The following is a 24,201-nucleotide window of genomic DNA, read 5'->3' as shown; positions in this document are numbered from 1 at the left end:
GGGCGGGCCCCCTGGCGTGTGCGTCGAGTGTCCGAGGCCTAGCGGTCCGCGTTGTTGAACAGCGAGGGGCGGACGAAGAGGAGGGCGACGACGCCCACCAGCGGCAGGAAGGTGACCTGCAGGAGCCCGGCCCGGCTCCAGCCGAAGGAGTCCACGAGGGCGGCGAAGAGCAGGCCCGAGAACGCCGCCGTTCCGTAGTAGCTGGTGACGAAGAGTCCGGAGACGCGTCCGATCTGTTCGGGTCGGACGGCCCGCTGCATCGCGCTGTTGCTGTTGGGGTAGATGAAGCCCAGCCCGAAAGCGCCCATGAGGAAGGCGAACCCGCACTGCGCGCCGACGCCGGCATGGGTCTCGTAGATGCACACGGCGATGGCCGAGACGGCCAGCAGGCTCCCGATCAGCAGGTTGCGCTGGTTCACGCGGTCGCCGAGCCAGCCACCGAGGACGGCCGTCATGCCGCCGAAGCCGAGAAGGCTCATGGCGAGGGCTGCCTGCTCGGCGGTGTAGTGCAGCGAGGTGATGAGGTACGTCGGGTAGAGGCCGAGGAACCCGTAGATGGCCACACCGCTGACGACCGAGTGGACGGCCAGCGCGATGGTGTTGCGGTTGTAGGCGGAGGCCGGCATGTACTCGTAGGTCCTGGTCGAGACGGCCTTCTCGACGGAGTGCTCGGTCAGGCCGGCTTTCACGAGGAAGAGGGAGGCGGCGGCGATCAGCAGGCCGGCCGTACCGAACAGGTAGAAGGGCGCGTGCCAGGTGCCGTGCAGGCTCATGAGCCGGACGCCGATCAGCGGGGCGATGAACACGCCGACGGAGTAGCCCACGCCGATGATGCCGAAGGCCAGGCCCCGCCGGTGAGTGAAGAAGGCGCCGAGCGCGGCGAAGATGGCGGCGGACTGCATGCCCTCGCCGAAGCCGGAGACGACGCGGTACACCGTCATGTCGACGAAACCGACGGCCAGCGGCGTGGCCATCGTGCCCAGTGAGTAGATCACGATGCTGACCAGCAGCACGGTCTTGCGCCGGAAGCGGTCCAGGAGGTAGCCGGCGGGCAGGCCGGCGAGGGCCATGCCGAGGGTGAAGTTCGTCGCCAGCAGCCCGCCCTGCTCCAGGGAGAAGCCGTAGTCCTGACGGATGTCGGGCAGCAGCGGGGGGAAGACCTGGCGGTCCATCGCGTTGACCATGTAGGAGAGGACCACCAGCAGGAATCCCACCCCGATCATGCCCTTGGAGAGGGTGGTGCGGTTGCTTTCCTCTATGTCGTCGGCGGGCACTGCGTGGGCGTCGACTTGCGCTGCGTGAGTCATAGCGGCTCCTGAGGAGGAATGGGCCACGGCGAACCGCCGCGGATGTCTCGCCGGTACGGGGCCGTACGGCGATGACGAGAAGCGGTGAGCTGAACACGGACTCGCGTCGGCGACCGTGATGTGGTCGCCGATCGGTGGGAAAGGGGGCGATGGGCCGCAGCGCGGTCGGACGCCGCATGCGGAATTCAGTCGTGCATCGCCCGTCGGGGACGTCCGTGGCTATGACGTCGTCGACAGCCGAACCTTGTGCGGACACATATCGGTCACGCGGTCGGCGTTGGCAGAAACCATGAAGGGAAGTCCCCGGCGCGTCAAGACGCGGGCAGGGGATTTCTCCGGCAGTGCGTATTTTCCCTGCGGTGGCCGGGTTCCGGGCTTGTCGGTGAGCGCTGCCGCAGGGTCGGTGAGCGAGTCTGCGCCCGGGCTCTTGACGTGGTGAAGAAAGCCGGTGCTATCGTTAGCATCACGTGGCTGTGACAGAGTGATGCGACGTGCCCCGGCATCTCGTGACCCGTTCCAGGGACGTACCGCTGCGCCCGAACCGACCACAAGTCGGCGAGCGCCGGCACCCCGACCTGAGCCCAGCGACCCTCTCAGCCCCGCCCACGGGCGGCCGACGACCTCATCGGACATGCCGTCGGCCGCCCTTCCGGATGACGACCGAACCTGCCGACCGGACGCCAAGGACGGGACACCGGCCGCCGGTCGCACGATTCTGCGAGGAAGACCTGCCATGAAACCACCGAGCCGCCCAGGCACCGTGCTGCTCACCGACTACGCCTGGCCCGAGGACACCGTCGAGCGATCCGTCATCGAAGGCGCCGGCCACACCCTCGTGACCGGCCCGGCCGAGCCCGCCTCGGCCGAGACCATCGAGGAGCTGGTAGCCGAGCACCAGCCCGCCGGGATCCTGACCTGCTGGGCGCCTGTCTCCGCCACCGCGATCGGCACTTCGCCGGAGCTGCGGATCGTGGCCAGGCTCGGGGTCGGCCTCGACAACATCGCCGTGGACGCCGCCACCGCACGGGGTGCGTGGGTGACGAACGTTCCGGACTACTGCGTCGAGGAGGTCTCCGACCACGCCGTCGGCATGGTGCTGGCCTGGACGCGTGGCCTGGCCGTGTTCGACCGGGAGGTCCGTGCCGGCCGCTGGGACCCCGCGAGCGCCCGGTTGCGCCGGCTGTCGGCGCTGACCTGCGGGGTCGTCGGATACGGGCGGATCGGACGCGCCACCGTGCGCAAGCTCGGGGCGTTCGGCTGCCGGATCCTGGCCCACGACCCGCACCCACCGAAGGGGACACCCGGCGTGGAGATGGTGGGTCTGGAGGAGTTGCTGCGCCGCAGCGACGTCGTGATCCTCCACGTGCCGCTCACGCCCGGCACGCACCACCTCATCGGCGCCGAGCAACTGGCGGCCATGAAGCCGGGCGGGCTGCTGGTCAACGTCAGCCGCGGTGGACTGGTGGACACCGACGCGGTCACCAAGGCGCTGGACAGCGGACAGCTGGACGGAGCCGCCTTCGACGTGCTGGAGAGCGAACCAGAGGTCCCCGCCGAGCTGCTGAACCAGCCCGGCGCGCTGCTCACCCCCCACGTCGCCTTCTCCTCCGACGCCTCCGTGACAGAACTGCGCCGCCGCGCCGCCGAGGAGGTCGTCCGTGTCCTCGCGGGTGAGGCACCGGCAAACCCCTGCAACAACCCCGGCGGCCGACCCGCCGCATCGGGCGACCGGCGATGAACCCGACCTCCGCGCCGGCGAGTCCGGACCCCCTGCTGGCCGACTTCCTGATCGACCACGAGCTCGCCCGGCCCGGCGAAACCGCACACTGGACGCCGCTGGCCGGCGGAGTCTCGTCCGACCTGTGGCGGGTGGACCTACCGGGACGCTCCCTGTGCGTCAAGCGGGCCCTGGCCCGGCTGCGGGTCGCGGCCGACTGGGAGGCGCCGGTCTCGCGCAACGCCTACGAATGGGCGTGGATGCGGTTCGCGTCCCGGCACCGCCCCGACAGCGTGCCCGAGCTGCTGGCCCACGACCCTGAGGCCGGCCTCTTCGCGATGGCGTATCTGCCCCCCGATCGATACCCGATGTGGAAGGCGCAGCTGCTCGGCGGCGAGGTCGAGGTGGCGACCGCGGCGGCCGTCGGAGAGGTACTCGGCGCCCTGCACGCGGCGAGCGCGGGTGACGCGGCCATCGCCGCGGAGTTCGCCACCGACGACAACTTCCATGCCCTGCGCATCGAACCGTACCTGCTGGCCACCGCCGCGGCGCACCCCGCTCTGGACGACATCCTCCAGGGACTCGCCCACCGCACGGCCACCACGCGCCTGGCCCTGGTGCACGGGGACGTCAGTCCCAAGAACATCCTCGTCGGCCCGGCCGGGCCCGTGCTGCTGGACGCGGAGTGCGCCTGGTACGGGGATCCGGCCTTCGACGTGGCCTTCTGCGTCAACCATCTGCTCCTCAAGAGCCTGGTGGTGCCCGGACGCCGCGGCGATCTGCTGCGGTCCGCCCGGGTGCTGACCGAGGAATACGTCCGGCGCGTCGACTGGGAGCCCCGCCCCGCCGTCGAGGAGCGGGCCGCGACACTGCTGCCGGCTTTGCTGCTCGCGCGCGTCGACGGCAAGTCCCCGGTGGAGTACCTCACCGACGACCGGCGCCGACTGTTCGTACGCACAGTGGCATCGGCCCTGCTCCGGGCGCCCGCCCCTACGGTGGCGGAGGTCCTGGACGCCTGGGCGAGCGCCCTCGACGCCCCGACCGAGCCCGGCAGCTGCCGGCCCGCCTGATCCAGGCGCTGCTGGATCCGACACACCGACCGAGGAGAGACCCATGCGCAGAGTGGTCACCGGCCATGACGAGAACGGCAGATCGGTCGTCGTCAGCGACGGCCCCGTCCCGCGCAGCCGGGAGTTCACCAGCCTGCCGGGCTGGGTGTCCCGCCTGCCCTGGGCCACCGAACCCGGCGCACCGGTCAGCCGGACCGGGGAGGACCCCACACCGAAGGTCACCAACCTGCTTCCGGCACCCGGCGGCACCCGGTTCATCGTCCTGACCTTCCCGCCGGAGGCAGCGATGGCCGACCCGGCGTTCGACCCCGTCGCCTTCGACCGGGAACAGCGGGCCGACTCACCCGGCATCGCCGAACTCATCGAGCCCGACGGCATGCACACGACGCCGACCGTGGACTACGGCATCGTGCTGCAGGGCGAGATCGTCCTCGAACTCGACGACGGCCACCGCACCCCGCTCGCGGCAGGGGACATCGTGATCCAGAACGGCACTCGCCACGCCTGGCGCAACCGCAGCGGCCAACCGGCCACGATGGCGTTCGTCCTCATCGGCGCGGAACCCGGCCCCTGACCTGACGGTGACCGTTGCGCGGTCACACAGCCGTCTCGTCTCCGGGCGCTCCGACGACTCCTCCAGGGAGCTTGCCGAGGGCTGATGGAGGGCGCGTATCGGGGTACTTGCGTCGACATGGCACTGGGAACTGATCACACTGAATCCGTACGAGCCCTGCGGCAGCTGCGCCGGATCCGGACTTTTTACGCCGGGGGCGCCGTCTTGTGGGCCGCTTCGGCTGCATCGGCGGGATGGGACGACCCTGGAAGCCGACAAATGTGGGTATCGGTGGTCTTCCTGGTGGTCTTTGCCGCTCTCCTGTCCATGACGTCGCTGTGGCTGTCTCGTCAGCGGGCTGCCCGTTCGGATGAGCCCGTGCACCATGCCGCTCCACGGAGGGCGGCCTGGCGTCGCCACGCCAACGCCTGACTGATGGCTGCCGAAGGAGCACCTGCCTCCGACGGCTTGGGCACGCGGTCAAAACCCAGCAGTAAGCTCCCGGCGCATGACCTCCCCTCCGCACGACATGCCGACGTCGCTCCACCGCGAGCCCCTCGCCGGCCGCCGAGCGGGGGAGACGGACGACGAGGTGTTGATCGAGAAGGTGCGGGCTCGTGCGTGGGATCCGGGTCGGCGCTTCGACACGGCGGACGTTCCCACCGCATGGATGGCCGAGCGTTACGGCAGCGAGCGGTTGGATCAGGATCGAGACGACATCGTGTCGTACCGCAGCGACGGAACGGTTCAGCTCAAGGTGTGGACCGAGCAGGCGCAGGCCGGTTGCTCGCGTGCGGGCGAGGACTACGATCTGCCGGACGGGCGGGCCCGAGAGCCAGCCCTCCGACCTCTTCATCATGGTCCCTCAGGAGGGGGCCAGCCGATGTCGCCCTCGGTCATGCGGCGAGCGAAGTCCCGGGCCTCGTGGATGAGCTCGGCGTGGCGCGCGGCCCGCTCGGTGCGGAAGTCGCTGTCGGCACGTTCGCTCTCCCATTCGTCGTCGCTGTCACCGAAGTCGCCGCCGTCGTCCTGGAGTTCCTCCATGTCGAGGTGAGTGAGAAACGCAACCAGCTCAGGTCGTGTGTCGCTCGCTGATGCGAGGTCCTCCCGGATGCGGGAAGGGAATCCGCTGGAATACCGAGCACCGTGGTACTCGTCGACGATGCCGAGGAACATCGCGTCGAGGCTGGGAAACGACGCCTGGTCGACGATCTCGGCCGGCAGCCGCGTACCGTACCCGCGCGCCCGGGCGTTCCAGCAGTCCTGTTCCAGGTCGAGTTCGAGCAGGAGCTGGGCCGCCTGGGATGTGGCCAGTTCGATCAGACCGTCGTCCCCGATGATGTTGTCGTGCAGGTTCAGTTCCCACAGCTGGGGGAGCACGGCCCAGGAGGCGAGCGCTCTCGCACCACGCGACCCGACGCTGTTGTAGTCCAGCGCGACGCTGCGGAGGCAGGGAGCTGAGGTTGTCGTTGCGAGGGCTTCCACGTCGTCATCGTCGAGATCGCACTCAGCGACGTTCAGAGTGCGCAACGTGCGCCAGAGCGGGGCGTTCCAGAGCAGTGCGGGCCAGCTGCCCACTGGATTCCATGACAGGTCCAGCGTGCTGAGCTTCTGCAGCCGCTCGGACTTCATCAGCGCGACGAGCCCGTCCCTTCCGAGCCCGGTGGCCGACAACTTCAAGTACGTCAACTTCGTGGCGTTGTGCGACGTGGCCCAGGCCTTGGCGCCGGGGTCGCCGATCGGTTGGACGTCGGGTCGCCCGTAGTACGGCGAGCCACCTTCACGGCCGCTCAGGTCGAGGTGCTCAAGTGCGGGCATCTGGACGTCGGTCGCCAACTGCTGTGCCCCCTGCGCGCCGAGACGGTTGCGGCTCAGGTCCAGGTGACGCAGGTTCGGAAAGGCGCCGGCGGCACCGAATGCCACGGCCGTGGTGTCTGTGGCGACGAGATCCGCGAGCGTCAACTTCTCGATGCGGTCGTGGTCGATGCCTTCGAGGACGTGGGCGATGGTGGCGTCGCCGATGGGAAGCAGTTCGAGCGTCAGCTCGGTGAGTCGAGGCAGCACGCCGCCGGCGACGATGGCGTCCACGCCGCGAGCACCGAGCCCTTCACGACCGAGCCCCATTGGCGTGCCCCGCACCGTGAGGGCGCGCAGGCTCGCGAGGTCGGCCCGCGCGAAGAACGCCTCGCATGCGTCGTCGTCCTGATCGATGACATTGCCGAAATACGGCTTCCACAGCGGCTGGCGTCCGTTCTTGCCGCAGCGGAACCCGATCGCCAGGCGGTCGAGCTGGGCGAGTTCCTCGCAGTCGGCGAGGTCCTGGGCCTCGTCGACACCGCACACGAGAACATCGGCGGACCGCAGGTCCGGCACGAGTCTCGAACGCATCAAGTGGACCAGGTCGGGCGCCCGCAGACCCGCGTGTCGCAGCTGCCACGGCCGCCCAGCCGGCGGGCGGAACGACGGCTTCTCGAAGTGCCACATGTCTTCTCGAACGCTCACCAGACTCAGCGATTCGATCCGCCTGACGGCAGGCTTGCCGGCGAGCTTGGCGAGCAACTCGCCGTCCATGCCGGTGAGGCCGGCGATCCGAATCGACCGAAGGTTCTCCCAGTGGTCCATGGTCTCGGCGAGAGCCGCGAGATGATCGCTCGCGTACCAGCCGAGGTCGAGGTGGGTCACGCCGCGCACTTCGGGCTGAGAGCGCGGGTCCGGCAGAGCGGGATCAACGATGCCGTTGCGGGCTGACTGCGGCGCCAGTGATCGAACGAGCTGCCATGTCGGCTTCGTGTAACCGGCGTTCAGGGCAGCGAGCCAGGACCACGGCGCCTCGCGCACCGCATCAGGCCACGAAGCGAGTCGCCGGTCGCACAGAGAGACAAGTTCTGGTGGACTGCCCGCCCGGGCGAGAGCAGCACAGAGAGCACGGAACGCAAGCTTGCTCGGCGGGCCGTCCAGCACCCGCTCCACCTCGGTGTCGTAGTCGATCACAGTCGCAACCTACTGCCACGCCTGGTCGCTGCGAGCCGGTGGTGCCGGCTTTTCCCTCCGGCCGCTCTCCACGACAGCCCTCCCGCGCCACAGTCGCATCATCGCCAGGACTCCGCAGACGTGACTTCGGGCTTGATGTCCGGGTCGGAGCCTCAGCCGTTGGCCAGGGTGCGGCCGAGAAGGGGCAGCAGGCGGTCCCAGTGGCGCTGCAGTGCGGCAGGGTTGAAGGCATCGGTGTCCGACATGGTGAAGCCGTGAACGGTGCCGGGGTAGATCTCGGAGGTGTAGCCGACACCTGCGGCGTCCAGGGCCTGGTTGAGCTCGCCGAGGGCCTCGGGCGTCATGTCGGTTTCGGCGTGGCCGAGGTAGACCTGGGCGGTGAGCTTGGAGAGGAGGCCGGGCTCGTCGGCGCCCACGGGGCCGTGGAATCCGGCGACGGCGGCCACTTGGCCGGGGTGGGCCGCGGCGGTGCGCATCGCCAGGAGCCCACCTATGCAGTAGCCGGTCACCGCGACCGGTCCGGCACCGACCTCGGGCTGGGAGGTGAGGAACCTGAGGTAGGCGTCGGCGTCGCTCAGGACACGTTCGGGCGTGTGCGCCTCGATCAAGGGCATCAGCTGGGCGAAGACGGCGGGCCGGACCTCTTCTCCGATGTGCTCGGGAAGCTCGATCACCGGTGCCGGGCCGTGCCGGTAGAAGAGGTTGGGGACGACCACGTAGTACCCGTGCCCGGCCAGTTCGCGGGCCATCTCCCGCAGCACGGGCCGGATCCCGAAGCCGTCCGCGTACATCAGCACCCCCGGGTGCCGCCCGCCCCCGTCGGGGAAGGCGGCGAACGCGTCGGCCTGGCCGTCCGCGGTGGGAATCTGCAGCGTCTTGGTGGGCATGAATTCTCCTGTCGTGGTTGACGTGTCGAGCCTGTGATCAACACGACGGAGGCGGAGCCCGCGCGGCAGCGCGAGATCCTCGATTCGACAGTGGGCCGGCACCGGCCCGTACGGCGCTCAGAAGAGCGCCGGGTCACCAATCCGTGTGTGGCGCAATGCCGTCCCGGTAGTCATGGCTGCACAACGTAGCCCACCGGACAAAGGCGACGCCAGTTCGTTTGACCATGATCGAAGGCTTCCACTGCGAAGGCGTCCCGGACTCGTCCTGCTCCAGTCCCGCCACGGCGCGGTCCTCACCGGCGCTTTCCCTGACATCGTCACCGCGGCCACCGATTCTCTGGGGGTTCACCGGCTGGCCGGGGCCGGTGAAGATCACCCGCGTCCGTCGCCTCATCAGCCGCGTCCGCGCCGACCTCGATGAGCTCACCGACGAGGACCCGCGCCCAGATCCCGCTGGCCGTCCAGGTCGTCCGCCGCACCCGCCAGGTCGTCTCTCTCGGCCTGCCCAGAGTCCGTCAGCCCCTGCCCGCTGGTGACGGCGCATAGTGGTGGGCGAGGTTGGTGGCGAGGTCGCGGAGGTGAGCCCTGGCTTCGGTGGGGCCGTGCACAGTGATGGCGCTTCCGAACGGCAGTAGTGCTCGCACGTCCTCCAGATGCAGGAAGCGGATGGTTACCTTGTGGCCGGTGGCGGATTCTTCATGGTCGTCCCGGACGAGTCGTTGGCCGAAGATCCGTTGCGCTCGCTCGATCTGGGTCTGGTCGATGGTGGCGCTGACCTCTACCGCATGGTTGTGTTCCCACTGATCAATGAGCGCCGCAGCGACGGTGGCCAGGGTCTGGTTCTCGCGGATCCGTCGTGGCTGGTCGACTTCTTTCCACGTCGTGATCCGTTCGAGTCGGTACATCCGTGGCACTTGGGCACAGTCGGCGACGAGGTACCAGATGCCGGCCTTGGCGAGCAGCCCGTAGGGATCCACGACCAGGTCGCGTGGGCATGACTCGCGTGGGCTGTCGTACTCGATCCGTAGCCGGCGACCTCGCCGCACTGGGCCGATCAGCGAAGCCGGAGTCGTGCCGGAAGCTCGTGCCTGGAGCCAGGGGCGGCTGTCCACGTGCACCACGTCGGTGAGCGGCAGGAGCTCATGAATTCGACGTGACTGTGTGGCGGCGATCTTGGAGAGCGCGCGCCGGCTTTCGACCGATGCGTTGAGCTCCGCACGTTGCTTCTCATCCAGCCCGGTGAGCGACAGATGATCACGCTCGCCCGGCGTGAGTCGCGTGAGGTCGAGCCCGGACCCGGGCAGCATGGTCACGCCTCCGAGGCGGCCCCGTTGTGCGGTCACCGGCAGCCCGGCGTCGCGGAGCCAGTTCAGGTCCCGGGTGATGGTTCGAAGGGATACCCCGAGCGCCGAGGCAAGTTCCTGTGTGGTCACGGCATCCCTCGATGCGAGGAGCAGCATCAGGGTGAAGAAGCGATCTGGGGTCACACACCGATCTTTTCAGGAATTGCGACACGATACGGCGCATATCCCGGTCAGGCTGATGGATGCGTACCTACGAGCTGCCTGTTCGCCGTGGGTGCGCGCACGCACCCCCGATCCAGAAAGGTGCTCGCGATGAGTGCCAACACGACCGACGCCGAATCACCGGTGGCGTACCGCCCAGGGTCTGCCGAGTACGACGAGCACCGTGCCGGCTTCCAGTTGCGGGAGCAACATCAGCCGGCCCACGTGGTGGCGGCACGGGCCGCCGGCGACGTCGTGGCGGCCGTCCGGCACGCCGCGGAGTCATGTATGCCGATCGCGGTCCAGGCCACGGGACATGGACTCGCCAACCCGCTCGCCGGTGAAGGTGTACTGGTGTCGACGCGAAGGATGGACAGTGTCGATGTCGACCCCGGTGCCGGCACCGCATGGGTGGGCGCTGGAGCGCGGTGGCGCGACGTGATCGATGCCGCCGCACGCTACGATCTGGCACCGCTGTCTGGGAGCATGCCCGGTGTCGGCGCTGTCTCCTACACGCTCGGCGGCGGCATCGGGCTGATGGCTCGTCGCTACGGCTTCGCCGCGGACCATGTCACGCGCTTGGAGCTGGTCACCGTCGACGGCTCCCTGCTGACGGTTTCGGAACACGAGGAGCCGGACCTGTTCTGGGCGCTCCGCGGCGGTGGCGGGAGCTTCGGCATCGTGACCGCGCTGGAGATGGCTTTGATGCCGGTCGCCAGGCTGGTCGGGGGCGGTCTGATGTTCGACCTGGGCGAGACGCCGGAGGTGGTCTCAACCTGGTTGCGTTGGACGGCGACAATGCCTTCGGAGATGACCTCGGCGATGACCACGCTTGAAGTTTCCAAGCGGCACATGGCCCATGTCCAGATCGCCTACCTGGGTTCGGCTGCGGAGGCAGACGAGTTGGTGGCCCCGTTGCGGGCGTTGAAACCTGCGTTCGACGGTTTGCAGGAGATCCCGTACCGGCGGTCCGACATCGTCTTCAGCGAACCGGATCAGCCGCATGCGTATGTCGCCGACAATGTCTTGTTGCGGGCGATCGACGAGGAACGCCTCCGCGACGCCATCGCCCTGTCGGCGCCAGGCCGGTCGGTTCGCTCCATCATTTCGGTTCGTCATCTCGGTGGGGCGCTGTCCACTCCGCCGAGGGTGCCGAACGCGGTCAGCCACCGCGAGGCGATGTACCTGCTGTGTGTGGTATCCCCGACAACCAAGTCGAACGCGGCAAGTGCGCGGGCGCTGCAGGACGAACTGTTGGCCGGCTGGTCCGGGACCGCCGTAGGCAGCTCGCCGAACTTCACTCTCGGACGACCCGACCAACGCGCCGCCGCAGAACTGTTCGACGCCGAGCGCCGTGACCGATTGCTGCAGCTGGCCCGTAAGTACGACCCCGCCGGACTGTTGCATCCCAGCTTCGTCATCGCCTGAGCACCTCCTACGAAAGGTTGACCGATGCGTCTGGTCCGTGCTCAGCTTGCCAAGCATCGAAGGTGGTTCGCTGGTGCGACCGTCTTCCAGTTGGTCAGCGTCACCGCCACCTTGTGTCTGCCGACGATCAATGTGGATCTGCTCGACAACGGCCTACTGCGCACGGACGTCGGGCACTGACACGGGTGTCGCGCCGGATGCAGGACCGCCTGGATGCGATCAACCTGGTCATGCGCGAGCAGTTGATGGGTCTCACGGTGATTCGCGCGTTCACCCGCGAGCGGGGGGTGGGCGGTCAGGCGTCCTGGGCGACTTCGGGGTGCGTGAACCGCACGGGCTTGCCCAGCGACCGGGCGTAGGCGATTTCGGCTCGGGTGCTGTCCCCGATGTAGTCGCCGACTACGAGCACCTCATCAGCGAGCCGGATCTTCGCCCGGTGCAGATCGTCGAGTCGAACCTTCAGTGCCTCGGCCTCGACAGGATCGGACCAAAGTTCGTGCGGCGACTTCATGTCGCAAGCCGGCTTGACGACAATCTTTCCGGCTTTGGTCTCCCGCAGATCGGCCTCGGTCATCTCGGTCATGAAACGGGTGGAGCCGCAGATCACGACGATACGCGGGAGGCTCAGCTGCTTCTTCGCGTCGGCGAGTTTCTCCTCGGGGGTGAGCGGTTGCGGGTATGACACTGGTTCCTCCTGGTGGGGTGGTCCAAGGGGGTCTGCGGAGACGAGAACGACGGCGCCCAAGATCGTCTTGTGGCGAACGACGTGGACACCCTCGCCCATGATGCGGACCGCCCGGCGACAGTACCCGGCGCACGGCCCCGCAAGGCCACCTGGGCTCCCCGGCAGCCTTGTCGACGAGATGGCCACCCAACAGCCCCTTCAGGCGACAGCACCACACCTGTCACAGTGGCTGGAGTCCCGATCAATGGCGCTGAGCTGCCCCAACGTGAACCACTCGCTAACGCCACAGCCCAGAACCCCCGAGAACCGGGTGCTGAGTGAGGCGCTCGCGCTGGACGGTGAGTTCGTCGTGCCCCCGAGAACCGGGTGCTGAGCGAGGCGCTCGCGCTGGGCGGTGAGTTCGTCGTGCCCCCGAGCGGCGGCTGCACTTCGGGGAGCTCATCGCCGTTCCCGCCGCCGGGGCAGAAGCTCCGTCCAGGCCCCGGCCGAGAGGCCCGCCTACCTGCTCGTTCTCGACGTCCTCGAGATCACCCCGGCCCGGCGGCGGCTCAGCTGCGCAGCCCCTGCAGCATCACACCCACGTAGCGGCGGCCGGATTCCAGACGGGTCTGCTGGTCGTCGGCATGGACGTTGGCGGCGTAGGCGACCCCGCACATGAGCGGCCGCAGGTCGTCCCAGGTGACCACGCCACGCACGGCGCCCGCCGCGTGCGCGCGGTCGAGCAGCTGACCGGCGAGGGCATCCAGCGTGGTGGCGATCTCCGAGGTGCGGGGCAGGGCATGGTCCGGCGCGGCGCGCACGATGGAGATCGAGGGGTCGGTCAGCAGCGCCTCCACGGTGGTGTCGAGGAAGTCCGCCAGGGAGCGCCAGGGATCGTCATCGGTCAGCGCCCGTTCGGCGTGGGCGACCAGTGCTTCCAGGCCGGGCGTGGCCACGGCCTCCATGAGGGCCTCCGGGGTCGGGAAGTGCCGGTAGACGGTGGCGACTCCCACCTTGGCGAGGCGGGCGACGTCGTTGAGTTGGAGCGGGGTGCCGTCGTCGACGAGCTGCCGGGCCACGTCGACGATGCGCTGCCGGTTGCGGGCTGCGTCCTTGCGCATCGGTGCACTGGTCATACGGACAGCATAAACGGATGACCCATCCGGTTCTGCTACGGTGAAGTGGATACATCATCCGTTTCGATGTGGTGCACCCCGTGCCACGAGGAGGAATCACCGTGCCGTTCACCGTCACCGACGTGCCGGACCTTCCCACCGGATTCACCGACACGTTCACCAGCCACACCGTCGACACCGGTGACCTGACCCTGCACGCCGTGGTCGGCGGCGACGGGCCGCCGCTGCTGCTCCTGCCCGGCTGGCCCCAGTTCTGGTACAGCTGGCGTCTGGTCATGCCCGCCCTGGCCGAGCACTTCACCGTCGTCGCCCCCGACCTGCGCGGCATGGGCGCCAGCGACAAGCCCGTCACCGGCTACGACGCCGCCACGCTCGCCGACGACATGGCCGCCCTGATGACCGCGCTGGGCCACGACCGCTTCGCCGTCGTCGGTTACGACCTCGGCATGCTGGTCGGCCACGCCCTCGCCTCGCGCCATCGCGACCGCGTCACCCGCCTCGCCGTCAGCGAGGCCATCATCCCCGGCCTCTCGCCGTCCCCGCCGCTGATGTCGGACGCGGCCACCAACGAGATGCTGTGGCACTTCGCCTTCAACCGGCTGCAGGGCATCAACGAACGCATGGTCGCCGGCCGCGAGGAGATCTACTTCGGCCACACCTTCACGTCCAAGGTCGCCACCCCCGGCGCCATCCCGCAGCACGCCATCGACGTCTACGTCGACTCGCTGCGCGACCCGGCCGCCCTGCGCGCCGGCTTCGAGTACTACCGAACCCTCGACGAATCCGCGCAGCAGGCCCAGCGCTGGCGCGACGAGGGACCGCTGACCATCCCGGTCCTGGCCGTGGGCGGCCAGTACAGCACCGGCACGATGCCCGAGGACGTCATGCGCATGGTCGCCACCGACGTCACCGGGCTGGTGATCCCCGGAGCCGGTCACTTCCTGCCCGAGGAAGCTCCCCAGGCCCTGACGACGGCGCTGCTGGACTTCCTGCGCTGACCCCGGGCAGCATCCGAACCAGCCGACATCGCTACGGGTGGTGGTCGCAGCCGCATCTGCGGGCGGCCACCACCTCGCTCCACCTGTACGACGAGCAATTCGGCATGGAAACCGTCATGTCCCTGTGACGAGACAGAGACTCGGCCTGCGGCACCACCGAACTCCGACGGCCGGGGTGACGCGGGTCACATGCGCTGCCGTGTCACAGGGCGTTGGGCTACCTCGTCTCGGGGGTGTAGCCACTGACGACCGCTCACCACACGGAGGAGCACACCATGGACGCTCGCCTCAACTACTTCGCCAGCCCGACCGCCGGCAAGGCTCTCAAGTACTTCATGTCCGCGGGCAGGGCGCTCAAGGAGTCGCCACTGCCGGCCGCGACGCAGGAACTGGTGGCGCTGCGCGTGAGCCAGATCAACGGCTGCGCCGTCTGCATCGACATGCACACCAAGGAGGCCGCCGCAGCCGGCGAGACGTCGGTTCGGCTGCACCTGCTGGCGGCGTGGCGGGAGGCCACGGTCTTCACCGAGGCCGAACGTGCCGCGCTGGAGCTGGCGGAGCAGGGAACCCGGGTCGCGGACGCGGCCGGCGGGGTCAGCGACGAGGTGTGGGCGCGTGCCGCCGAGCACTACGACGAGGAGCAGCTCACCGTTCTGGTGATGCTGGTTTCCTTCATGAACACGGTGAACCGGTTGAACGTCATCACCCAGCAGCCGGCCGGCGACTACGTGGTCGGGCAGTTCCACTGAGCGACTGAGCGGCGGACACGTTCCGGGCCCGGGAGTGGGTGCCGGCCTGCCAAAACGGGGTGCTGCCCCGGTCCGCTGCCGGAACGGATGATCATCGGAAGGCGCTCGCGTCGGCCGGCACGGCCGGGCGGGAGGATCTCGAAGGGGGAGTCGGCGTGAGCAAGGTCGAGGAGTTCGAGGAGCTGCGGCCGCTGCTGTTCTCGATCGCCTACCGGATTCTGGGCAGCGTGGGCGAGGCCGAGGACGCGGTGCAGGAGACATGGCTGCGCTTCGACAACTCGGCGACCCGGCCCACGTCGGCCAAGGCGTTCCTGTCCGCCACGGTGACCAGGATCTCGATCGACGTGCTGCGTTCCGCTCGGGTGCGGCGCGAGGAGTACGTCGGACCGTGGCTCCCCGAGCCGCTGCTCAGCGATCCGTACCAGGACCCGGAACGCTCGGCGGAGCTGGCCGACTCGGTCTCGATGGCGGCGCTGCTGCTCCTGGAGCGGCTCAGCCCGCTGGAGCGCTCGGTGTTCGTGCTGCGTGAGGTGTTCGCCTTCGGGTTCGACGAGATCGCCGCGGCGGTAGGGCGGTCGGAAGCGGCATGCCGGCAGTTGCTGGTGCGGGCACGGCGGCACATACGGGCCGGACGGCCCCGGTTCGAGGCGGATCGTCAAGAGCGGCAGCAGCTGGCGACGAGATTCTTCGACGCGCTGAAAAACGGCGATGTGAGCGGGCTGCAGAACCTGCTGGCTGCCGACGTGCAGTTGGTCGGGGACGGCGGCGGCAAGGCCCCGCAGCTGGCCAGGGCCGTCGTCGGCGCCGAGAACGTGGCCCGGCTGCTCGCCTCCGTCTACCCGTTGATGGCCCGGATCGACGTGACCTTCGAGCCACGCGAGATCAACGGCGAGCCGGGCGCGGTCTTCCACGACCGGGACGGCAAAGTCCTCCACATCCTGGCCCTCGACGTACTCGACGGAAAGGTGCAGACCATCCGCTCGGTCATCAACCCCGACAAGCTCGGCCACCTCGGGCCGGTCGCCGACGCCTGGGCCATCGACCAGGAGGTGAAACAGGCCCGCCGGCAGAAGAACCGAACTCGGCCGTGACGACGGCCGGTTCGTTCGCCGGCAGTTCGCATCGGCGGCCGCACGGTGGCCAGTTACCCTGTCCAGCGACATTGAGGTTGTACATGCGCGCGATGCCTTGCATCGCGGATCTGCCGGTGCAGGTGCCGGCCGGATGCGCTCGGCAAGCGCGTCGGCGTGTGGATCGCCCGCAAAGGCAGCGAGTCCAGCGAACGGTCGGGCCGCCGCAGGTGGGTGATCAAGCGGACGATCTCGCGGCTGTCCGGCTACCGTCGGCTCAGCCCTCGCCACGAATACCACTCCCAGGGAGGGCTGGATGCGCGTTCTGTTGCTGGATGCGGCTCCTGGCAAGCTGCTCGATCGTGAACTGGAGTGCTTGCTCGGGCATGGGACGGCCGTCACGCTGAACCTTCGGCGGGTAACCGACCATGCGAGCGCGCGTGCGGCGTGGACGGGCCGGGTGGACTTCACCGACTTCGATGCTTTCGACGAGTCGGCGCTGATAGCCGAGACCATCCGCGACGGGCTCGGCTATCACGCGGTGAAGTCCCGGGCCGGCGTCCCGTTGCGCGCCGCGTTCCTGGCGTCGGCGACCGATCCGGCACTGGCCAACCGGCTGCGGGTGATCGGCCGGGCCGGGGCCGGCACCGACCACGTTGATCTGGCGGCCGCCACCCACCACGGCGTCACCGTCACCCATACCCCGGGCTCCAACGCGAACGCGGTCGCGGAGTTCGCTCTGGCCCAGCTCCTTGCCCTGACCCGGAACCTGTCAGAGCACAACGAGGCCGCGCACCGCGGCCATTGGAGCGGACCGGCCGCCCCCGCGGTTGAGCTGTCGGAGCTGACCCTGGGCATCCTCGGGCTCGGCCGGATCGGCCGGGCGCTGGCCGAGCGGGCGGCCGCGCTCGGCATGGCCGTCCAGGGCTTCTCCCGTCGTCCGGCGGAGGCGGCAGTGCGCCGAGCCGAGTCCCTTGGCGCCCTCCTGGCCAGCAGCGACGTGATTTCCGTGCACCTTCCGCTGACTCCGCAGACCCGGGCAATGATCGGCCGGACGGAGTTGGCGCTGATGCGACCTGGCTCGATCCTGCTGAACACCTCACGGGGCGCAATCGTCGACGAGCAAGCCCTGGCCGACGCACTGCGCGACCCGGCGCACCCCCTGGCGGCCGCCGCAGTCGACACCTTCGCCCACGAGCACGCCGCTTTCGCCTCCCCGTTGTTCGGCCTGTCCAACGCTCTGCTCACCCCGCACGTCGCCGGCGTGACCCGGCGCGCCACGGCTGAAGCCGCCCTCCGCTGCGCCGACCACATCGCAGCCCTGCTCGCCGGCCGCCCGGACGGCGTCCCCGTGGTGACGCCGTGACGTCTGCGGCCGGCGGGTGACGGACGGAAGGGCAGCTGCCCCGTAGTGACCAGCCGGCCGCTGCCGCGGACGCTTCCGGCGCCTCACCGATCAATGGCCACGCTGAAAGCGCTCAGTGTTTCCGACTGTGGTTGAGCAGCCTCAGCGAAGTTGGAGCAGCGCGAGGATCCCCTACTGTGTCAGGTCATGACCATCCTGATCATCGGCGGTAGCGGTTTCCTGGGCAGAGAGCTGGTCCGCCAGGCGGCAGCTGCCGGGCACGCGACGGCCGCGACCTTCGCGACCAGGCCCGGCAGCACTCCGGAGGTCACGTGGCACGCCCTTGACCTGCGGGACTCCGAGTGTGTCGAAGCGGTCGTGGCTGAGGCCGCCCCGCGCCTCGTCGTCAACGCGACGAGCGGCGGATCCGACTGGGCGGTCACAGCCGAAGGCCCTGTCCGCCTGGCGATGGCCACGGCCAAGTACGGCTGCCGCCTGGTCCATGTATCCAGCGACGCGGTGTTTTCCGGCACCCGCGTCCGCTACGACGAATCCTGCCTCCCCGACCCGGTCACCCCCTACGGCGCAGCCAAGGCCGCAGCGGAGACAGGGATTCGCTTCGCGTACCCGGATGCCGTCATCGCTCGCACCTCGCTGATCATCGGCGACCAGCAGTCCACGCACGTACGCGCGGTGCACGAGCTCGTGGCCGGTACCCGAAACGGCGTCCTGTTCACCGACGACATCCGCTGCCCCGTGCATGTCGCCGACCTGGCCGCCGCCCTGCTGGAACTCGCTTCCGGTGAGGCGAAAGGCATTCATCATCTGGCAGGAGCCGACGCCGTGAGCCGTCATGAACTCGGAAGCCTCATCGCCAAGCGTGACGGGCTCGACGCCTCCCTGCTGCCTGCGGGTCTGCGGGCCAATAGCGCGCTCCCCGGGGCGCTCGACGTCCGCCTCGACAGTCGCGCCACCCAGCGCAAGCTGCACACCACGTTGCGGGGCGCCCGCCAGTTCCTCGCCCCGGGTGCTTGAGTACCTCATCGTCGACCGCGATCACCCTTCAGTGAGACTGCTCAGGCATCGATGAGCCAGGACAGCCGGAGGTTGAGGAACAAGCTCGGTGCGTGTTGTTCAGCCGGTGACCGCGGAGGTGCGGGCCCGCTACGGCGGGCTGCGCTCCGAGCGGCTCCAGGCCCGGATGCCGGCGGACGGCGACGAGCCGGACATCACAGAGGTCGAGTAAGCCCCGCAGAGATGTCCGGCGGGAAGCCGGCCGCCTTGATGTGGCGCTCGGAGCGGCGGCGGGCGCCCGGTCGTCGCACTCGGCGATCAGCAGCCTGGCGAGGAAACCGCGGGCCCTGGTCCGCGAGCACCTCGGCGACCGGCCAGTCACGGCGGTCGTACGCACGCACGGCGGCATCGACCACTTCGGTGGTCAAGGGAGACGTCGGACCGGGAGGTCGGCACGAGACTCGACGGTCTTCCCCAGGCAGCTCGACGCGACAAGGCAGCCTCGGGTCCGGCATCTGAGCCGAGTGAGGACCGGCGCAGTAAAGCCGGCCCGAGCGGATCGGGCCGGACTTCACTGCGAACGCTCCGTGAGCGTCACTGCTCTACGGGCGGGCCTTGCCTCATCGCACCGCCCGCGCGTACGGCGCGACGGTGATCCGGTCGATCAGTGGTGCGTAGCGGGAGCGGAGGAGCACCCCGGGGTAGGTGTCCGAGGCGTAGGTGGTGCCGTCGAAGTCGGGCAGCTCCTCGGAGCGGAAGGTGATCGTGTTCTGTCCCTTCTTGAGGTGGACCGGGACGGTCAGTTCCCAGAAGTTGTTCTGGTGGAAGGTGTGCGGGAAGCCGACGCGCCGCATCTCGCCGCCGTTGACGGTGATGTCGGCGTGGCGGGCGAGCGGGTCCGGGTTGTAGTGGGTGGCCGGGGACTGCTCGGGGTTGGAGTAGCGGATCCGCAGCGCGTACAGGCCGGCCCGGTCGGCGGGGACGGTGAATGTCGCCGTGTTGCCGTTGCCGGTCTCGCCGCCGATGCCGGTGATCGCCGTGCCGTCGGTGGCAAGAGACAGCGGGGTCAGCGTGGCCGAGCCCGCGAGTTCGGCGTCCTGGGCCTCGTACGTACGCGACTCGAGGGCGCCGTCGGTGGGTGTGACCGTGAGGCGGTCGACAAGGGTGGTGGACGAACCTCCGGTCACGGTCACCTTGTTGACGCCGCCGGAGAGGGAGACCGCCACGCTGTGCTTGCCCTTCGACAGCCGCAGCACGTCCTGCCCGTTGACGGAGAGCCGGGCGCCCGTGCCCTCGAGGGCGTTGACACTGAGGGTGGCCTCGCGGTCGGCGGGGGAGTAGACCCAGAACGTGGCCGCCTGGTTCTTCGTGAGCCGGGCCGCGCCCGAGCCGGTGATGGGAGTACCGGCCTGCTTCGGCAGTGTGTAGACCGGTCGCGCTCCGCCGCTCAGCCAGGCCAGTTCGCCCTCGTACACCTGCGTGGCGGCTGAAGCCTCCGGCAAGGACAGGGTGAGGCGGTCGACGATGGCGTCGCCCTTGGTGGCGCGCTTGCCGTCGAGGCTCTTCGCGGCGAGCGTGAGGGTGTGCTTGCCCTTGGTGAGGTGGACCTTGGTGTCGGTGTGGTCCCACACCACCCACTTGTAGCCGAGTGGCAGGTAGAGCTCCTGCTCGCTGTCCGCCGTGCCGTCCACCCGTAGGAAGACGTTGGTAGGGCCCTGTTCCTTCACCTTGTCGAAGGTGTTGAGGGAGTTGGCGAAGACGCTCAGGTCGTACGTGCCGTCCTCGGGCACGTCCACGGTGAAGTCGAGCGTGACGTCCGAGCCGGTGCGCAGGCCGCCCACGTTGTAGCCGCCGGAGGTGTAGAACTTCGACACATCGCGCGGCGAGCCCTCCGGGCCGTTCTTCGAGTAGCCGGAGCCGGTGTGGGCGGCATCCTCCGCCTCGTACGAACCCTGCCAGCGCACGGGCGGGGACTGCGTGCCCTTCGCTTTCCCGGCCGGGCTGAGGACGATCTCGTACGCCGAGGACTCCTTCAGCTTCGGCAGCCCGTCGTCGCCGAAGCCGAAGGCGACCGTACCGTCGTCGCCGACCTTCAGGTTCGTCTCCGTCAGCAGCTTCGGGCCGGAGCTGTCGCCGACCTGCCCGCTCCACTCGATCTCGCGCACCCAGGCGTGCACCGAGTCCCCGAAGACCTTCTTCGGGACGCCCGCGAAGGTGATGTGGCCCTTGCCGGTGGAGCCGCCGAAGATCAGCCGGGCCTGCTTCTTCTTCTCGTCCAGCGTGGCCACGCCCTGCATGGTGTAGTTCTCGCCGGGGAACGGCGGGGTCACCTTCACCGTGTGGCCGCTCATCGAGGCGTACGAGTGCAGCAGCCACCACTGGCCGTTGCCGCGGCTGGACTGCACCGCGGAGTCGGAGAGGTTGCCGTCGATGTTCCAGTACGCGATGTCGGCGTCCACCTTGGACTCCTCGATCGCGGACACCCACTGGATCATCTGCCCGGGTACGGAGGTGTGGTAGTTGAAGGCGTACTCGTTGATGTTGATCGGGAGCTGGGTGCCCTCCTTGTCGGTGCCCTTGAACAGCTCCTTCTCCCACGCCCGGTACTTGGCGACGCTCTGGCGCACCGCCTCCGGGTGGCTGAGCTCGTGCCAGGTGATCACGTCGGGGAGCGTGTCGGCGGCCAGGGTGTGGGCGAGGAAGCCCTTCACCTGGTCGAACAGGACGCTGGTGTTGGGGCCGGCGATGCGGGCGCCGGGCATCCTGTCCTTGATGAGCTTGTAGGCGTCGTCCCAGGCGGCGAGGTAGTCGTCGGGGTCGTTGAGCCAGCTGACCCTGTTGTAGCTCCACTCGCCGGTGCCGAACATGTTGCCTTCCGGCTCATTGAACGGCACGAACACGATGTTGTCCTGGTACTCCTTCGGCAGTCGCAGGACCTGGTCGACCTGTCCGGCGATCTTCTCCCGATAGAGCTTCAGCTTCTCCGCGGGGGTGTCGCCCGGCCACTCGTAGGGAAACCCGCGGTGGATGTCGGTCATGTAGATGTACACGTCGCCGTCGGTGGAGTCGGCCAGCGGCTTCACCACCTCCAGCGCGTCGGCACCGGGGTGCTGCGGGCCGTCCTGCGCCTTGGTGGAGACCGTGCGCAGACCCATGCCCTCGATGAGGTTGTTGGTGGGGACGTCCGGTCCGTACACGCCGTAGAGAGTGCCGGAGGCGCCGCCGTGGAACGTGCCGGTGTCCGAGGTGAGGTCGACGGTGAGCTGCCCCTCGCGGACCACGGTGACGGTCGCCTTCACGGCGCGTCCGGCCGCCGTTCCCGCCACGGTGAACGTCCCTGGCTGGGCGTACTTCTCGGACGGTACGGCGTCCCAGGCGATCGGTGTGTCGCGGTCGTAGCCGTCGGAGAAGGACGAGCGGACGGCCGTGGGCAGGGACGGGGCCGTCCCGGACGTCGTACGGGCCTCGAAGGACGTCTGCGAGAGCTGCTGGAGCGTGGGCACGTTCCCGACCGTGCCCGCCACCTGCTCGGGGCTGAGCGCCGAGTGCCACACGGTGAAGTCGTCGATCGCGCCCTTGAGCAGCGGGTCCGGCCAGAAGGACTTGCCGATGTAGCCGGCGGCGGTGGCCGAACTGTCCAGCAGGTCCCTGGCCTTGACACCGGTCGCGGCGGAGGAGACCGCCACGCCGTCGAGGTAGGTGGTGAGCCGGCCGGCGCCGCTGTCGAGGGTGACGGTGATCGTCCGCCACTGGTCCGCCGGAAGCGGCGTGTATCCGGAGACCTGTGCCTCCGCGCCTCCTCCGCCGGTGGTCACGGCGGTGCGCAACACCCCGTCGCCGTTGTACGGGGTGGTGAAGAGGTACTTGGTGGTGTTGGTGCCCAGATCGAAGATCCGCTGCCAGGATGACTTGTCGCCACTCCACTTCACGCGCGCGGAGACCGTCAGGTCGCTTGCGCTGCCGATCACCTCGCGGGGCAGGCGGACGTACGCGCCATTGGAGTCGGTCGCCCCGCCGGGCAGGGACAGCGCCTTGCCTCCGTCCGTGCCTGCTACGGACTGAGCGGTCGAGCCGTTCACCAGGCTCGCCGTGAGGCCGTTGCCGGAACTGTCAGTGATCTTGCCGGAGACGAGGTCGTCCTGGTCGAACGTGTAGCGGGCGGCGGGCTGGGGCGTATCGGCCGCCTGTGCGGGGACGGCGGGCGCCGCCAGCAGGCCCGCGCCGAGAGTCAAGGCCACGGCGGCCGGGGCGCGGCGCCGGGCGGATCTGTCAGCGGATGGCATGGATTGCGTCCTCAATCCTCGAGTAACGGGTTCCGGTCGGCCCACCCCGCTCGGCGGCCTTACCGCGGGCGGTTTCCATGAGGCACATGCGAGTCGATGTGAGTCGAATCGGTTCGATCGCGGTGTCTCAGAAGTCACGGCTCATGCGAGACGGTGGTGGCGACCATGTGCGTGCTTGTAGGGCTGTGGGGGTAGTGGGTTCGCGGTTGTCGGAAGGATCGCTTCATCGAACCGGTTCGCGAAGCTAGCACCAGGACGCTTGGCCAGCAATCCCTTCGACGCGAAGATCTGCGGACCTCAAGCGGAGGTCGTGGGAATGCGGTCAGGGGTGTTGACAAGCGGGGGGCCTGTTCCTACCTTCACTTCACGCGAACCGGTTCGACAAGCCGGCCATCGCTTCCCGTTTCCGTCGCGCCCTCGCAGTCGCACGCCTTTCCCACCTGCGGAGTGTCGAACCGGTTCGAGCAAGGAGTGCCCGTGAACATCGGTGAGATTGCCCAGCGGGCTGGTGTCTCGCGGAGCACGGTGTCGTACGCGCTCAGCGGCAAGCGGCCCGTGTCCGAGGACACCCGTCAGAAGATCCAGCGGGTGATCGACGAGCTGGGTTACCGGCCCAACGCGAGTGCGCGGGCGCTGGCCAACGGCCGGACCAGCACGATCGGGCTGGTCTTCCCGCCGGCCGGGAACCACTACACCGGGATGCAGCTGGACTTCATCGGCAGTGTGGTGGAGGCCGCCGCGGCCCACGACTACGACGTGCTGCTGTCGCCGAGCGGGGTGGACAGCGACCGCTCGTTCCAGCGGCTGCTGGGGGAGCGGCGGGTCGACGGGGCGATCCTGATGGAGATCAGGCTGGCGGACGACAGGGTCGATCACCTGGCCGCACTCGGCTTCCCCGCGGTCGCCATCGGCCGTACCGCCCGCCCGGAGGACGGCTGGTGGGTGGGTCTGGACCACACCGCGCTGGCGGCGGCCTGCGTGCACCATCTGGCGGATCTCGGCCACGGCCGGGTCGCCTTCGTCAACCGTCCCGAGCAGTTGCTGCGGGCGGGGTACGAGTCCGCGCACCGGGGCCTGGAGGGCTTCACCAAGGCCGCGGCCGAGCGCGGGCTGACGGTGCGGACGTACTGCTGCGGGGACGACGCCGCCTCGGGTCAGGCGTGCATGGAGCGGATCCTGCACGACGACCCGGCCACCACCGCTGTGGTCACGCTGAACGAGGCCGCCCTGGGGGGCCTGTACCGGGGGCTCGCCCAGGCCGGCCGCCATGTGCCGCGCGACTTCTCCGTCACGGGGGTCGTGGCCGGCCGGTGGGCGGAGACGGTGACCCCGCAGCTGACCGCGGCGGACGTGCCGGCGGAGGAGATGGGCCGCCGAGCCGTCGACCTGCTCGTCGAACGGCTCGACCATCCCACCGCGCCGCCCCGGCACCACCTCCTCGCACCCCCGATCTCCCTGCGGGCCAGCACCGGACCCGCCGGCGG

The 24,201-nt window shown here is 69.2% G+C and carries 19 protein-coding genes and 1 pseudogene; 13 read left to right on the top strand and 7 right to left on the bottom strand.

Annotation, left to right across the window (positions count from 1 at the left end; translation table 11 throughout):
• Window positions 1-38: 38 nt before the first annotated feature.
• Window positions 39-1,307, bottom strand: a complete 1,269-nt coding sequence (locus ACPT94_RS41200) for an MFS transporter (protein ID WP_425248083.1) — start codon at window positions 1,305-1,307, stop codon at window positions 39-41.
• Window positions 1,308-2,040: 733 nt separating this feature from the next.
• On the opposite strand from ACPT94_RS41200, the gene ACPT94_RS41195 reads away from it, so the two are divergent.
• Genes ACPT94_RS41195 through ACPT94_RS41185 form a run of 3 tightly spaced genes read left to right on the top strand, consistent with a single transcriptional unit; the run spans window position 2,041 to window position 4,668 of the window.
• A complete protein-coding gene (locus tag ACPT94_RS41195) occupies window positions 2,041-3,045 on the top strand; it encodes a C-terminal binding protein (RefSeq protein WP_425248082.1) in 1,005 nt (334 codons plus the stop codon).
• Window positions 3,042-4,094 (top strand): phosphotransferase family protein, encoded by a 1,053-nt coding sequence (locus ACPT94_RS41190; protein ID WP_425248081.1) that lies wholly within the window; start codon window positions 3,042-3,044, stop codon window positions 4,092-4,094. Before ACPT94_RS41195 ends, ACPT94_RS41190 begins: the two co-directional genes overlap by 4 nt.
• 43 nt (window positions 4,095-4,137) lie before the next feature.
• Complete coding sequence (locus ACPT94_RS41185; protein ID WP_360350453.1) at window positions 4,138-4,668, top strand: cupin domain-containing protein; 531 nt, start codon at window positions 4,138-4,140, stop codon at window positions 4,666-4,668.
• 834 nt (window positions 4,669-5,502) lie between these two features.
• Here the strand turns inward: ACPT94_RS41185 and ACPT94_RS41180 are convergent.
• The 3 genes from ACPT94_RS41180 to ACPT94_RS41170 all read right to left on the bottom strand — a co-directional run bounded on the left by ACPT94_RS41180 (window position 5,503) and on the right by ACPT94_RS41170 (window position 10,012).
• A complete protein-coding gene (locus tag ACPT94_RS41180) occupies window positions 5,503-7,638 on the bottom strand; it encodes a leucine-rich repeat domain-containing protein (protein ID WP_425248080.1) in 2,136 nt (711 codons plus the stop codon).
• Between the two features lie 152 nt (window positions 7,639-7,790).
• On the bottom strand, window positions 7,791-8,525 hold the full coding sequence (locus ACPT94_RS41175) for a dienelactone hydrolase family protein (protein ID WP_425248079.1): 735 nt from the start codon (window positions 8,523-8,525) through the stop codon (window positions 7,791-7,793).
• A 515-nt stretch (window positions 8,526-9,040) separates the two neighbouring features.
• Complete coding sequence (locus ACPT94_RS41170) at window positions 9,041-10,012, bottom strand: helix-turn-helix transcriptional regulator (RefSeq protein WP_360350445.1); 972 nt, start codon at window positions 10,010-10,012, stop codon at window positions 9,041-9,043.
• A gap of 129 nt (window positions 10,013-10,141) precedes the next feature.
• On the opposite strand from ACPT94_RS41170, the gene ACPT94_RS41165 reads away from it, so the two are divergent.
• Both ACPT94_RS41165 and ACPT94_RS41160 read left to right on the top strand, forming a co-directional pair.
• A complete protein-coding gene (locus ACPT94_RS41165; protein ID WP_360350442.1) occupies window positions 10,142-11,458 on the top strand; it encodes an FAD-binding oxidoreductase in 1,317 nt (438 codons plus the stop codon).
• Between the two features lie 24 nt (window positions 11,459-11,482).
• Complete coding sequence (locus ACPT94_RS41160) at window positions 11,483-11,638, top strand: hypothetical protein (protein ID WP_360350439.1); 156 nt, start codon at window positions 11,483-11,485, stop codon at window positions 11,636-11,638.
• Between the two features lie 115 nt (window positions 11,639-11,753).
• Here ACPT94_RS41160 and ACPT94_RS41155 read toward each other — a convergent pair whose 3' ends face one another.
• Window positions 11,754-12,143: a hypothetical protein gene (locus ACPT94_RS41155; protein WP_360350436.1), complete on the bottom strand. Its 390-nt coding sequence runs from the start codon at window positions 12,141-12,143 to the stop codon at window positions 11,754-11,756.
• A gap of 548 nt (window positions 12,144-12,691) precedes the next feature.
• A complete protein-coding gene (locus ACPT94_RS41150; RefSeq protein ID WP_360350433.1) occupies window positions 12,692-13,258 on the bottom strand; it encodes a TetR/AcrR family transcriptional regulator in 567 nt (188 codons plus the stop codon).
• 101 nt (window positions 13,259-13,359) lie between these two features.
• On the opposite strand from ACPT94_RS41150, the gene ACPT94_RS41145 reads away from it, so the two are divergent.
• The 7 genes and pseudogenes from ACPT94_RS41145 (at window position 13,360) to ACPT94_RS41115 (ending at window position 18,666) form a co-directional block, all read left to right on the top strand.
• Window positions 13,360-14,256 (top strand): alpha/beta fold hydrolase, encoded by an 897-nt coding sequence (locus tag ACPT94_RS41145; protein WP_425248078.1) that lies wholly within the window; start codon window positions 13,360-13,362, stop codon window positions 14,254-14,256.
• Between the two features lie 275 nt (window positions 14,257-14,531).
• The gene (locus ACPT94_RS41140; protein ID WP_360350424.1) at window positions 14,532-15,005 is read left to right on the top strand and encodes a carboxymuconolactone decarboxylase family protein; all 474 of its coding nucleotides are present in this window, start codon (window positions 14,532-14,534) and stop codon (window positions 15,003-15,005) included.
• A gap of 155 nt (window positions 15,006-15,160) precedes the next feature.
• Window positions 15,161-16,096, top strand: coding sequence for an RNA polymerase sigma-70 factor (locus ACPT94_RS41135; protein ID WP_425248077.1), 936 nt, complete (start codon window positions 15,161-15,163; stop codon window positions 16,094-16,096).
• Window positions 16,097-16,237: 141 nt separating this feature from the next.
• Window positions 16,238-16,482, top strand: a pseudogene (locus tag ACPT94_RS41130) (hypothetical protein); the annotation flags it as partial.
• Window positions 16,392-17,441, top strand: a complete 1,050-nt coding sequence (locus tag ACPT94_RS41125) for an NAD(P)-dependent oxidoreductase (protein ID WP_425248076.1) — start codon at window positions 16,392-16,394, stop codon at window positions 17,439-17,441. The pseudogene ACPT94_RS41130 and the gene ACPT94_RS41125, both read left to right, overlap by 91 nt.
• A gap of 186 nt (window positions 17,442-17,627) precedes the next feature.
• Window positions 17,628-18,455: an SDR family oxidoreductase gene (locus ACPT94_RS41120; RefSeq protein ID WP_425248084.1), complete on the top strand. Its 828-nt coding sequence runs from the start codon at window positions 17,628-17,630 to the stop codon at window positions 18,453-18,455.
• Between the two features lie 88 nt (window positions 18,456-18,543).
• Window positions 18,544-18,666, top strand: coding sequence for a hypothetical protein (locus ACPT94_RS41115; RefSeq protein WP_360350413.1), 123 nt, complete (start codon window positions 18,544-18,546; stop codon window positions 18,664-18,666).
• Between the two features lie 388 nt (window positions 18,667-19,054).
• On the opposite strand, the gene ACPT94_RS41110 is transcribed toward ACPT94_RS41115, so the two are convergent.
• A complete protein-coding gene (locus tag ACPT94_RS41110) occupies window positions 19,055-22,672 on the bottom strand; it encodes a LamG-like jellyroll fold domain-containing protein (RefSeq protein ID WP_425248075.1) in 3,618 nt (1,205 codons plus the stop codon).
• A gap of 522 nt (window positions 22,673-23,194) precedes the next feature.
• Between ACPT94_RS41110 and ACPT94_RS41105 the strand changes: the two genes are divergently transcribed.
• The coding region (locus tag ACPT94_RS41105; protein WP_425248074.1) for a LacI family DNA-binding transcriptional regulator at window positions 23,195-24,201 on the top strand (1,007 nt) is incomplete at its 3' end.

The organism is Streptomyces aurantiaciflavus (assembly GCF_049808595.1).
In the GTDB taxonomy this organism is placed as follows: Bacteria; Actinomycetota; Actinomycetes; order Streptomycetales; family Streptomycetaceae; genus Streptomyces.
The sequence above is the reverse complement of the archived record's forward strand: the minus strand, read 5'-3'. Positions and strand labels throughout refer to the sequence as shown.

What these genes read in the sequence shown, in the direction of transcription:
- ACPT94_RS41185 (WP_360350453.1), top strand. Translation starts at nt 4,138, where the DNA reads ATGCGCAGAGTGGTCACCGGCCATGACGAGAACGGCAGATCGGTCGTC.
- ACPT94_RS41190 (WP_425248081.1), top strand. Translation starts at nt 3,042, where the DNA reads ATGAACCCGACCTCCGCGCCGGCGAGTCCGGACCCCCTGCTGGCCGAC.
- ACPT94_RS41195 (WP_425248082.1), top strand. Translation starts at nt 2,041, where the DNA reads ATGAAACCACCGAGCCGCCCAGGCACCGTGCTGCTCACCGACTACGCC.
- ACPT94_RS41150 (WP_360350433.1), bottom strand. Translation starts at nt 13,258, where the DNA reads ATGACCAGTGCACCGATGCGCAAGGACGCAGCCCGCAACCGGCAGCGC.
- ACPT94_RS41165 (WP_360350442.1), top strand. Translation starts at nt 10,142, where the DNA reads ATGAGTGCCAACACGACCGACGCCGAATCACCGGTGGCGTACCGCCCA.
- ACPT94_RS41175 (WP_425248079.1), bottom strand. Translation starts at nt 8,525, where the DNA reads ATGCCCACCAAGACGCTGCAGATTCCCACCGCGGACGGCCAGGCCGAC.
- ACPT94_RS41200 (WP_425248083.1), bottom strand. Translation starts at nt 1,307, where the DNA reads ATGACTCACGCAGCGCAAGTCGACGCCCACGCAGTGCCCGCCGACGAC.
- ACPT94_RS41120 (WP_425248084.1), top strand. Translation starts at nt 17,628, where the DNA reads ATGACCATCCTGATCATCGGCGGTAGCGGTTTCCTGGGCAGAGAGCTG.
- ACPT94_RS41125 (WP_425248076.1), top strand. Translation starts at nt 16,392, where the DNA reads ATGCGCGTTCTGTTGCTGGATGCGGCTCCTGGCAAGCTGCTCGATCGT.
- ACPT94_RS41160 (WP_360350439.1), top strand. Translation starts at nt 11,483, where the DNA reads ATGCGTCTGGTCCGTGCTCAGCTTGCCAAGCATCGAAGGTGGTTCGCT.
- ACPT94_RS41140 (WP_360350424.1), top strand. Translation starts at nt 14,532, where the DNA reads ATGGACGCTCGCCTCAACTACTTCGCCAGCCCGACCGCCGGCAAGGCT.